Here is an 11004-nt window from a genome sequence, read left to right on the forward strand (position 1 = left end):
TGTCGGTGATGTCCGTCCTTGAAGAGGGGCAGACGGAGTATTCAAGAGGACCCGGACTTGAGGAAAGTGGGCCGAGGTGACGGTCGGGCAAAATGTGGGCGGCTGGTGTGAGGGCCGTCCCGGGAGGGTCTTCTTCGGTCGGTAGAACTGACGGAGTGTCAAATAGGTCACCTGTCCCGGACTCTTGACTCATTGTCAGGGCCGCGCCATTCTCGACGGGACCTACGCGCGAGTAAGTTAGCGCGTGCCCATCCCGGACAGCGAAGGTAGCCCGGATGACCCTTCTCCGCAGACGTGGACTGTTTGCCGTCGTCGTCACCCTCCTGCTGGCTCTCGGTGTGGGCTCCCCGCCCGCCGTAGGCGCCGACACCCCCTGGTGGGAGCCCATGGCGCGGCCCTCCGCCGACTCCCAGATCAACGTCACCGGCGAACCCTTCCGTGGCACGGACAGCCAGGGCCGGGTCCGTGGCTTCGTCGACGCGCACAATCACGTGATGTCCAACGAGGGATTCGGCGGCCGCATCATCTGCGGCAAGCCGTTCTCCGAAGCGGGCATCGCCGACGCCCTCGCGGACTGCCCCGAGCACTATCCCGACGGCTCGCTCGCCCTCTTCGAGAACGTCACCGGTGGCTCGGACGGTCACCACGACCCGGTGGGCTGGCCGTCGTTCAAGTCCTGGCCCGCCCACAACTCCCTGAGCCACCAGCAGAATTACTACGCGTGGCTGGAGCGCGCCTGGCGCGGCGGGCAGCGGATCCTGGTCAACGACCTGGTCACCAACGGCCTGTTGTGCTCGATCTACGTCAGGGACCGCGGCTGCAACGAGATGGACGCCATCCGTCTCGAAGCCCGCAAGACCTACGAGATGCAGGACTACATCGACAAGATCTACGGCGGAGCCGGTAAGGGCTTCTTCCGTATCGTCACCGACTCCACCCAGGCCCGCCAGGTCGTCGCGGACGGCAAGCTCGCCGTGGTGCTCGGCGTCGAGACCTCGGAGCCCTTCGGCTGCAAGCAGATCCTCGACGTACCTCAGTGCAGTAGGGCCGACATCGACAGTGGTCTGGACGAGCTGTACAAGCTCGGTGTGCGCAGCATGTTCCTGTGCCACAAGTTCGACAACGCCCTGTGCGGGGTGCGGATGGACTCAGGCGCCATCGGAACGGCCGTGAACATCGGCCAGTTCCTCTCCACCGGCACCTTCTGGAGCACGGAGAAGTGCAGCGGCCCGCAGCACGACAACCCCGCCGGTAACGCGGCCGCCCCGGCCGAGGTGACCAAGCTGCTGCCGGCCGGCACCACGGTGCCCACGTACGACAGCAACGCGCAGTGCAACACCCGTGGGCTGACCCGCCTCGGCGAGTACGCCGTCAAGGGGCTGATGAAGCGCAACATGATGTTCGAGGCCGACCACATGAGCGTCAAGGCGGCCGGTCGCGCCCTGGATCTGCTGGAGTCGGCGAACTACCCCGGCGTGCTGTCCAGCCACAGCTGGATGGACGACGGCTGGCTGGAGCGCGTCTACCGCCTCGGCGGCTTCAAGGCCTCGTACATGTCCAGCGCCGAAAGCTTCGCCAAGGAAACCGCCGCCACCAGGCCGCTGCGCCAGAAGTACGGCGTCGGAGTCGGCTACGGCACCGACATGAACGGCGTCGGCGGCTGGCCGGGACCGGTCGGACCCACCGCCCCCAACGCGGTCAAGTACCCCTTCCGCAGCGCCGACGGCGGTTCCGTCATCGACCGTCAGCAGACCGGACAGCGCACCTGGGACTTCAACACCGACGGTGCGGCCCAAGTCGGGATGGTGCCCGACTGGATCGAGCAGATCCGGCTCAGCGGCGGCAAGGACACCGTGCAGGACCTGCTCGGCGGCGCGGAGTCCTACCTCCGCACCTGGAAGGCGACCGAACTCCACGAGCCCGCACCCAACCTCGCCGCCGGCGTCGCGGCGAGCGCGAGTGAAACGGAGTGGAACCCGATCACCAGCTACGCCGCCGGGAAGGCCGTGGACGGCGACACCGGCACCAGGTGGGCGAGCGGCTGGTCGGACGACCAGTGGCTGCGACTCGATCTGGGCGGCTCCCGTACGGTCGGCAAGGTCTCCCTGGACTGGGAACAGGCATATGCGCGGGCCTACCGGATCGAGGTCTCGGACGACGGGACCACGTGGCGGACCGTGTGGTCCACGGACAGCGGGGACGGAGGCCTGGACAACGCGGTGTTCAGCCCGGTGCAGGCGCGGTACGTCCGTATCCACGGCGTGACGCGGGCCACCAAGTACGGCTACTCGATCAACGAGGCAGCGGTGTACAGCCGCTGAGCTACTCCCGCACCAACGTCAGGATCTGGTCCGCGACGATGTCCAGCACGTCGCCCGCCTTCTCCTCGTCGCCCAGCACGAGGAAGTTGAGGGTGAGCCCGTCGGTCAGCGCGGCCAGATACCTGGCGGCCGCGGGCTCGGGCACCGTCAGCTCCACCCCGAGGACCGAGGGGAGCTGACGGATCACCTTGGTGTGTGCCGTGCGATAGCGCTCGTACTGCCGCCGGGCGAGATGTTCGTAGCCGGGCTCCCGCAGGGCGTACTGGGTGAGTTCGTACGTCAGCATGTGCTCGCCGGGATTGGCCAGCACATGGTCCCAGTACGCCTGGAGCCCGGCGCGGATCGTCTCGCGCAGGGTGGGCCTGCGGACGAGCGTGCTGAGGACATCCGACTCGGAGTGCTCGGAGATGGTGTCCATCACCGCTTCGAGCAACTCCTGCTTGGAGTCGAAGCAGTAGTGGAAAACGCTCAGTGAGACACCCGCCTCCGCCACGACGGACCGCGTCGTGGTCTTCGCGACGCCGTCGCGGGCCATCACCCGGATCGCGGCCTCGACCAGTTGCCTGCGCCGCTGCGCCGACGGCATCCGCCCCATGGCGCCTCCTCCCCTGACCGGCGCAAGCATACGCCGCGGGGGGTACGCGGCAGCGGGCTGCGGGGCCATGCGGCCCCCAGGTCATCGGGCGCCCGACAGATCCTGCCGGTGCAGCGCACAACCGCCGGGAATCACAACGAACTTCATTCCGAACCCTGCCCGATGCCTCGGTACGGGCGCGGGTGAACTCGCCGGTAGAGGTGCCCGCCCGCATGGGACTGTGAGCCGGGGAGCGAGGCGGTGGTGAGACGCTGCTCGCAGAAGCGTGCGCGGGCAGTCCGCCGGGCATGTCGTTCGACGTCTGAGCACCCCGATATCCTCAAGTGAGGATCGGCAGCGATTCCGGACCGCGAACCAGCCGGGTGTGACGTCGGCGCAGTTGCTCGGGCTGTTCGGCAAGCCGGATACCGGGAAACCGAGTCAGGACTGCTCGCAGGGCGATCTCCACCTCGGCCCTGGCCAGGGGAGCGCCGACGCAGCGGTGGATGCCGTGGCCGAAGCCGAGCTGGGCGGCGGTGTCCCGGTCCAGGTCGAGTCGGTCGGGTGACGGGAATCGTTCCGGGTCGCGGTTGGCGGCTCCGAGGCCGATCAGCACCGGGACACCGGCGGGGATGTCAGTGCTGCCGAGCGTGACGGGCTCCGTGGTGAACCGGAAGGTGGCGGTGCTGACGGGGGAATCGAAGCGGAGCAGCTCGTCCAGCGCGGCCGGGATCCTGTCCGGGTTCTCCCGGAGGTGGTTCAGCTCGTCAGGGTGCTGGAGCAGCGCGAGGACGGCATTGGAGAGGAAGTTGGTGGTGGTCTCGTGCCCGGCGACGAGCAGCAGTACCGCCAGCGAGACCAGTTCCTCCTCGCTCAGGCAGTCGTCACCGTCGCGAGCCGCGATGAGCCGGTCGAGGAGAGCGCCGCCGGGGTGTTGGCGCTTGGCGGCGATGAGACCGGTCATGTAGTCGGCCATGGCATGCGAGGCTGTATCGATGATGTCGGGCCTCCCGGCCGCGAACAGTTCTCCGGACCAGCGTCGGACGTCGGGCCGGTCGCCCTCCGGCACTCCGAGCAGCTCGCAGATCACGATGACGGGCAGCGGAACAGCCAGGCCGGCCACGAAGTCGACGCGCTCACCGACGGGCCACTGATTCAGCAGCTCGTCGGTGACCCGGGCGATGAACGGACGAAGCTCCGCGACGGCCCCCGTCGTGAACGCCTTGGTCACGGACTTGCGCAGCCGGGTGTGCTGGGGAGGGTCGCTGGCCAGCATGGTGTGAGCCACCGCGGGGTGCAGACGACGTCGTGACCCCTTGTCCGCGAAGAAGACGGCCGTGTCCTTCGAGAGCCGGGCGTCGCAGAGGGCTTCCCTGGCTTCGGCGTAGCCGGTGACGAGATAGCCGGTGTGTCCACCGGAGCCGCTGGACACCGGCAGCACCGGGCTCGTGGACCGCATGGCCGCGTAAGTGGGATAGGGGTCCTGCAGAAAGCGGGCGTCCTGCGTCGGGTCGGTCATGCGTCAGCCTCCTGCTGGTGCTGGTGCTGGTGCTGGTGCTGGTGCTGGTGCTGGTGGTCGGCCGTCGTCGGCGGCACGCGCAACACGGTGCGCGCGGGCGTCCGTCAGCTCAGGGTGAGAAGCACTTCGTCGATCTCGCCGTCGCGCGCCCGGGCGAAGCCTTTGCCGTGCCCGGTGACGGCGAAGCCGCACTTCTCCAGTACACGGATCGAGCCCGCGTTGTCGGCTGCTGCATGTGCGTACAACGGCCTGGTACCGACGAGATCGACCAGTTCCGTGAGCGCCGCCGTCGCGAATCCGCGACCCCAGTGCGCTCGGCCTATCCAGTACGTGACCTCCCGTTCGTCCGGCGGTCCGTACACCGCGGCATGGCCGACCACCTCGCCGTCGGCAAGCACCGTACGCATCAGGACAGCGGGATCGGAACGGATCCTCGTCCAGTGGCTGTCGAAGGCTTCCCTGTCGTAGTGGTAGTCCCTGGTCACGGCGGCGACGCGCTGCGCCGCAGGGTCGGACAGGTGCTCCCGGAAGGTGGGCAGGTCACTGTCACGTACTTCGCGCAGGTGGATCATCTCGGTGGTGGCTCCTCGGGGTGGCGGCGAACCTGACGGCTCATCGAACGGGTCATCCGGTAAATGGTCAAACGAGGAAGGTACTTCTGGCCTGCCCGGCGTCGTAGCGGCGTCGGTTGTCGTCGCTCTCGTGGCGGTACGCGGCGGCCCGTTCTCCGAGGGCCACAACGGATTCCACTGTCGTGCCGAGTCCGGTGAGCGTGCAGTCGACGCGTGGGGAACGGTGGGGTGGACAGCGGGTTCCGTCACGTGGGCGTCCGCCCCCGGGTGACCTTTTGGGTGAAGCCGCGCGGTCGCGCGGGAACGACTCGATCGGGTTCGTGGTTGGCGGATGGCTCCCAGGAGCTCGCGCTCATCGGCCGTGACCTTCGTGCACAGCTTTGTGTCACTCCGTCCCGCACTGTCCGGTGAATGCCCTGACGGCGCACGCGGCGTGCTCGCGGTCCTCGGCGTCGGTGATGTCCTGAACCGCCGCCATGGCCGGGGCCGGGCCGGCTCCGGGTCGGCGGGGCTTCGCCGGGTGCGGCACGGGAGCGGCCCTGGGTTCCCTGTTCGTCACCCGCTTTACTCTGCCGTACCGCCCTGCGGCTAGTTTGTGTGCAGGACAGGTACGCAGGCCCGTGGCGGCAGAGGTGCACGGGGGACGGGAGGTCGGGAAGAGTGTCGCTGCGCGGAGGTGATCCAGCCGAGATCGGCGGTTATCCGCTTGAGGCACGGCTCGGCTCGGGTGGCATGGGCACGGTCTTTCTGGCCCGTACGAGCTCGGGGCGGCCCGTCGCGATCAAACTGATCCACCAGCAGTTCGCGGGGGACGACGAGTTCCGCATCCGCTTCCGCCAGGAGGTGGCGGCGGCGAGGCGGGTGAGCGGCGCCTTCACCGCCGCCGTGGTCGACGCCGCCCCTGAGGCCGAACAGCCGTGGATGGCGACGACCTACATCGAGGGGCAGACGCTCTCCCAGCGCATCTCGGCGGAAGGCCCGCTGAACGGAGCGGAGCTGAAGAGGCTCGCGATCGGGCTGGCGGAGGCGTTGCGCGACATCCACCGGGTGGGTGTCGTCCACCGTGACCTGAAGCCCTCGAACGTCGTGCTCTCGCCCGAGGGCCCGCGCGTCATCGACTTCGGCATCTCGCGAGCCGTGGACCAGCAGACGCTGACGATGACGGGGCGGGTCATCGGTACGCCCCCCTTCATGTCACCGGAGCAGTTGCAGGCGCCGCGCGGCGTGGGGCCGCGGTCCGATGTCTTCTCGCTGGGGACGCTGCTGGTGTACGCGGCGACGGGCCACGGGCCCTTCGACGCGGACAGCCCGTACATCACCGCGTATCAGGTGGTGCACGACGAGCCGTCGCTGGGTGCCGTGCCGACGGCCTTGCGTGTGGTCGTCGAGTCGTGCCTGGCCAAGGAGCCCGAGGGGCGCCCCTCGGCGGACGAACTCCTCGTGCTGCTGCGGGACCTGCCGGCCGATCTCGGCGGGACCGACGCGAACGGGGTGGGCGCGGGCCGCACCCGCGACATGATCACCCAGCACCACTTCGCGACACCGGCCACTCCGGCGCCGAATGCCTCGGCCGGACCCGATACGGGGAGCACGAGAGCCCCCATCGGCCGCCGGCTGCGTCGCCGCTGGCGCCCCGTGCTCGCGGCCGCTGTCGCGGTGGCGGCGATCGGCGGGGGAGTCGCCGCGCTGACGGCGGGCGGCTTCGGAGCGAACAGCGGTGACAGGGACAGCAGTGTCGCGGAGCCGGGTTCCGCACTTCCGGACGGCTTCCGGCCGTGGCGCAAGACTGTGCCGGGCGGTAGCGAGGACACCCCCGACGAGCTGCGTTGCGTCGCACGCGGCGACGCGCTGTTCTGCGGGGGCGGCGGCGTTGTCGCGACCCGTATCAGCGCCTTGGACGGCTCCCGGGCGTGGACGGCGAAGAGTCCGGGCGTCCCCGTCCAGGGCATGCACCTGGTGGGCGCCACCGACGACACGGTGCTCGGTTACCGCTTCGCGGCCCAGGACGCCCCGCAGGACCCGCTCAGCGAGGTGGTGGCCATCGACGCGAACACCGGCCGGGAGCTGTGGTCCGTGCCGTCCGGCGCCCAGTCGAGGGCCGTGACCGGTCGCACTCAGGACGCCGTTGTGGTCGGCTCAGCCGTCGTGACGGTCGATGCCTTCAACTCCCGCTTCGAGGCCCGGGACGCGCACAGCGGCAGGGTTGCCTGGAAGACGCCGTTCCCGGCGGGCACGCAGTGCGCTCCCGTCCTGGTGGGCCCGCAGCTCCTCGCGATGTGCGCGACGAACACGGAGGTGGACGACTCGGCGGTGCAGCACCCCGCCCTGTACCCGGTCGACCGCGCCTCGGGGACACTGGGCAGGCCCATCGCGGTCGACGGCCCCGCCGTTGCGATGGGCGTGGCCGACGGCAGGCTCGTACTCCTTCAGGAGCACATGGAGGGAACGGCGCTGGCCGGCTACGACGGAGTGGCGCGGGTCGACCCGGCCTCGCGGAAGGTCACGTATTCCCGGCTGGCCAAGACATACACGGGGACGCCCGGAATGGCGGACGGCACCCTCTATGTGAGCGGGCAGACGGGTCTCCTCGCGGCGCTGGACCCCGCGAACGGCCGGGAGAAGTGGTCCCGGCAGACAGGCGTGGAGGGCGCGTCGGGGCCCGTGGCAGGAGCCGGCGCGCTGTATTTCAGCTCGGCCACCGGCCGGGTGGTCGCGCTGTCGCCGCACGACGGCAAACCCCTGTGGACGACAGATCCGCAGGCCGACGGCCTGACCGGCGAGCAGGGCGCGAGCCCGCGCGTGACCGTCGCGGGGCGGGTGGTGATCGTGGCCGCGGCCAAGAACACTCTCTTCGCCTTCGACGCGCAGAACCCGCCGAAGTCGGGCTGACGCCGGCGGCACCGGCCGCCGTCGACCTGCCTTCCTCGCTGCGCGGACACTCCAGCGGCTCGCTGGGGCGCCTGCGCAGCGAGTTCGCGTCTCGGGCGAGTGCGACGCCGCGCGCCCGGACTTCTTCCGCGTGAGCTCGGGGTGAACCACCGCTCCATCAGGTTCGGTCAGGAGAAGCAGTCCGGTGCGAGGTGCGCGCCTGGCGCGACCCTCCTCGTCCGCGCGAGGGCGCCGGCGCCCCGTGGCGGGCCCCTGCCCAGTCGTCGACGGTGGATACCCCATGCCGTGCCGATACCCCGACCGGTGGCCGGCCGTCAGTTTCCACGACGCGGCGAGTCCCTCCATGAATTGTTTATACAGAACAATCTCTCGCTCGCGAATCGGTCTGCTCCTACCCTGAATTTCCCTCTGGGCGCTGGCATGATCCCTATGGGGCAAGTCGAGCGCTATGTAGCATCTTTACAATTCAAGGAGGCTGGTGTGACCCGTAACGGTTGCGTGCTGGTGACGGGCGTCGGTGCGATGACGCCACTGGGAGCCGATGCGCCGTCATCGTGGGCGGGGCTGCTGGACGGAAAGTCGGGGGTGCATTTTCTTGAGGAGGAGTGGGCCGCGGACCTGCCCGTGCACGTTGCGGCCGGGCTCACGGTGGACCCTGCTTCCCTGCTGCCGAGGACCGAGGCCAGGAAGCTGGACCGCGGCGAGCAGGTCGCCATCCTCAGTGCGCGCGAAGCCTGGCAGGACGCCGGTGCCCCGCAGACCGAGCCGGAACGACTCGCCGTCGTCATCGGTACCGGAACCGGTGGTGTCCTGACCACACTCGGGCAGGACGACATCTTCGAACGCGCCGGGATCCGCCGGCTGTCGCCGTTCGCGGTCCCCATGCTGATGCCCAACGGGCCGGCTGCCCGGGTGAGCATGGATCTGGGCGCGAAGGGAGGCGCCAGGACTCCGGTGAGTGCCTGTGCGTCCGGGGCGGAGGCCCTTGCCCTGGGGCAGGACCTGATCAGCAGCGGGCGGGCGGACGTGGTCGTCGCGGGTGGGGTGGAGGCATGCCTGCACCCCTTCACCATCGCGGCATTCGCCCAGATGAAGGCCCTTTCGACGCGGTCCGTGGACCCGGAGACCGTGTCCCGCCCGTTCGACATCGAGCGGTCCGGGTTCGTCATGGGCGAGGGCGCGGGAATGATGGTGCTCGAACGCGCCGAGTTCGCCCGGGCCCGTGGAGCACGTGCCTACGGCACGCTGGCCGGCAGCGCCGTGAGTTCGAGCGCGAACCACATCACGGCCTCCGACGCGGAAGGCCAGGCCTTCGCCATGGAACTGGCCCTGCGCGACGCCGGCCTGGCCCCGGGGGACATCGGGGTCGTGCACGCCCATGCCACCTCGACCGAGTCCGGTGATCTGGCGGAGGCCGAGGCGATCGGCCGAGTGATCGGCAGCCACACGGCGGTGACGGCGACGAAGTCGATGACCGGTCACATGATGGGCGCGTCCGGGACGGTTGGCGCCATGGCCGCTCTGTTCGCGCTCAAGAACGGCACGGTGCCGGCCACACGCAATCTCGACGAACTCGACCCGCGCGTGGAACTGGACGTGGTGCGCGGTGAGCGGCGCACCGGGCAGTGGTCCGCCGCGCTGGCCAACTCGTTCGGGTTCGGCGGACACAACGTCAGTCTCGTCTTCACCAAGTGACCACGAGACCTTGATACGAGTTCAGGCGCCCCGGGAATCCGGCGTCTCATGGTGTGGTTCGATCTCCGGGGCGGGGGAGCCGGCGAGGAGTCGGCTCCGGTGGTGGGTGAGGGTCTGGTCGAGTCGCTTCGCCAGCTGGGGGACGGTTACCGGGGGCAGGTACACCTCGGCGCCCGCGTCGAGCAGGCGGCGGACGGGCCCCTGGTAGCTGACGCCGAGTTCGTCGTCCTCGATCTCGGCGACGACGACCCGGGCCCTGGGGAACGCCGAGCGCAGGCTCCCGATCAGCTGCGGGCTGACCGGCGGCACCAGCAGGACATCGGCCGATCCGGGGGCCGCGTGCATGTCGAGCACGATGTAGTCCGCGCCGAGTTGGTCCGAGAGCGAGGTGCGGGCCGAATCCGACAGCTTCATCGCCGTCACGACGACCGTGACACCCTTGTCGGCGGCCGACGGCTCCTCGTCCGCCGCGCTCGGTGCGACCGGATCGATGACGGTGCCGATGACGACTGCGCCGGAGACGCCGGAGATCCTCGCGACAGGTTCGCCGCCCCGGGTGATCACCAGATCCTCTCCGGGGGCGAGGGCGTCGATGCGTGCCATGACGTCCTCGGGCAATCGCGTCGCGTCGACCGCACGCGCGGCGCCTTCGGCAGTCATCGGGTGCGGAACGGAGGGCGGGCCGGAGCCCGGTGTGCGGCCGGGGCATGCGTGCGGTGGTGGGCTGCCCGGAGGATGAGCGGTACCGGCAGACCAGGTCCGATGGGTGCGGTGGACTGAAGGGGAAGCGTCCTCACAGCGGCTGATCCTCCCATATCGGACAGGTGATCGCCGGGTACTCAGCCGGACCGATACGGATCCTGTCCGCCAGTCGTGTGTCTCATCCGTTCACCTCGGTGAGAATCCGTTCGGCCAGTTGCCGGGGGCTCGCGTCGTCCGTCAACAGGACGACGGTGTCCGCCCCCAGCCGCTCCTCGCAGGCCATCGCGCTGTCGATCTGCGCGAGCCGCCACCTCCTGACCTCGGCGTCCCGCACCGGATCGTCCGGGTGTACGACCTGGTCGGTGATGCGTCGTGCGAGGAGTTCCCTGCCGGCCGACAGCCAGACGTGCAGGACGTCACCGGTGTCCTTCCGGATGATGTCGAAGATCTCCCGCCGATAGGCGTCGTTCACCACGGTCATCGGGACGACGAGAAGGCGATCCGGGTAGTGCCGCACGAACGCCGCGCATGACTGCGCCACGACATCGCGCCAACACGCCAGATCCTGGAAGTCCCCTGACTCCGGCATCGGCACCCAGGCCCGGAGATGGAAGCCGGCCTCTTCCGGGTCGAAGACGATGATCCTGTCGACGATCCGTGTCAGCTCGTCGGTGACGCTCGACTTGCCGGCCCCGAAAGGGCCGTTGATCCATACCAGCATCTCTCTCCGTC

The 11004-nt window shown here is 69.4% G+C and carries 9 protein-coding genes; 3 read left to right on the top strand and 6 right to left on the bottom strand.

Features of this window, described 5'->3' with window-relative positions:
• Nucleotides 1-275 precede the first annotated feature (275 nt).
• Nucleotides 276-2321, top strand: a complete 2046-nt coding sequence (locus tag ACFVH0_RS31765) for a discoidin domain-containing protein (RefSeq protein WP_385825852.1) — start codon at nt 276-278, stop codon at nt 2319-2321.
• Nucleotide 2322: 1 nt separating this feature from the next.
• On the opposite strand, the gene ACFVH0_RS31770 is transcribed toward ACFVH0_RS31765, so the two are convergent.
• The 4 genes from ACFVH0_RS31770 to ACFVH0_RS31785 all read right to left on the bottom strand — a co-directional run bounded on the left by ACFVH0_RS31770 (nt 2323) and on the right by ACFVH0_RS31785 (nt 5545).
• A complete protein-coding gene (locus ACFVH0_RS31770; protein WP_385825854.1) occupies nt 2323-2916 on the bottom strand; it encodes a TetR/AcrR family transcriptional regulator in 594 nt (197 codons plus the stop codon).
• Nucleotides 2917-3235: 319 nt separating this feature from the next.
• Nucleotides 3236-4414 carry a cytochrome P450 gene (locus ACFVH0_RS31775; RefSeq protein ID WP_385825856.1) on the bottom strand — a complete coding sequence of 393 codons (1179 nt, stop codon included), beginning with the start codon at nt 4412-4414 and terminating at the stop codon, nt 3236-3238.
• Between the two features lie 104 nt (nt 4415-4518).
• A complete protein-coding gene (locus ACFVH0_RS31780; RefSeq protein WP_385825858.1) occupies nt 4519-4986 on the bottom strand; it encodes a GNAT family N-acetyltransferase in 468 nt (155 codons plus the stop codon).
• A 385-nt stretch (nt 4987-5371) separates the two neighbouring features.
• A complete protein-coding gene (locus ACFVH0_RS31785; protein WP_385825860.1) occupies nt 5372-5545 on the bottom strand; it encodes a hypothetical protein in 174 nt (57 codons plus the stop codon).
• A 101-nt stretch (nt 5546-5646) separates the two neighbouring features.
• Here ACFVH0_RS31785 and ACFVH0_RS31790 point away from each other — a divergent pair, with 101 nt between their 5' ends.
• Entirely contained in the window at nt 5647-7875 is a 2229-nt protein-coding gene (locus ACFVH0_RS31790) for a PQQ-binding-like beta-propeller repeat protein (protein WP_385825862.1), read from the top strand.
• Nucleotides 7876-8355: 480 nt separating this feature from the next.
• The gene (locus ACFVH0_RS31795) at nt 8356-9570 is read left to right on the top strand and encodes a beta-ketoacyl-[acyl-carrier-protein] synthase family protein (protein ID WP_385825864.1); all 1215 of its coding nucleotides are present in this window, start codon (nt 8356-8358) and stop codon (nt 9568-9570) included.
• Nucleotides 9571-9591: 21 nt separating this feature from the next.
• Here the strand turns inward: ACFVH0_RS31795 and ACFVH0_RS31800 are convergent, their stop codons facing one another.
• Nucleotides 9592-10230 carry a hypothetical protein gene (locus tag ACFVH0_RS31800; RefSeq protein ID WP_385825866.1) on the bottom strand — a complete coding sequence of 213 codons (639 nt, stop codon included), beginning with the start codon at nt 10228-10230 and terminating at the stop codon, nt 9592-9594.
• Nucleotides 10231-10450: 220 nt separating this feature from the next.
• Nucleotides 10451-10993: a tunicamycin resistance protein gene (locus ACFVH0_RS31805; protein ID WP_385825868.1), complete on the bottom strand. Its 543-nt coding sequence runs from the start codon at nt 10991-10993 to the stop codon at nt 10451-10453.
• Between the last annotated feature and the right edge of the window lie 11 nt (nt 10994-11004).

The sequence above is a fragment of the Streptomyces sp. NPDC127117 genome (assembly GCF_042677325.1).
Classification (GTDB): Bacteria; Actinomycetota; Actinomycetes; order Streptomycetales; family Streptomycetaceae; genus Streptomyces.

Bases quoted from the DNA above. Each gene is read 5' to 3' on its own strand.
- ACFVH0_RS31780 (WP_385825858.1), bottom strand. From the start codon at position 4,986: ATGATCCACCTGCGCGAAGTACGTGACAGTGACCTGCCCACCTTCCGG.
- ACFVH0_RS31775 (WP_385825856.1), bottom strand. From the start codon at position 4,414: ATGACCGACCCGACGCAGGACGCCCGCTTTCTGCAGGACCCCTATCCC.
- ACFVH0_RS31805 (WP_385825868.1), bottom strand. From the start codon at position 10,993: ATGCTGGTATGGATCAACGGCCCTTTCGGGGCCGGCAAGTCGAGCGTC.
- ACFVH0_RS31800 (WP_385825866.1), bottom strand. From the start codon at position 10,230: ATGACTGCCGAAGGCGCCGCGCGTGCGGTCGACGCGACGCGATTGCCC.
- ACFVH0_RS31765 (WP_385825852.1), top strand. From the start codon at position 276: ATGACCCTTCTCCGCAGACGTGGACTGTTTGCCGTCGTCGTCACCCTC.
- ACFVH0_RS31770 (WP_385825854.1), bottom strand. From the start codon at position 2,916: ATGGGGCGGATGCCGTCGGCGCAGCGGCGCAGGCAACTGGTCGAGGCC.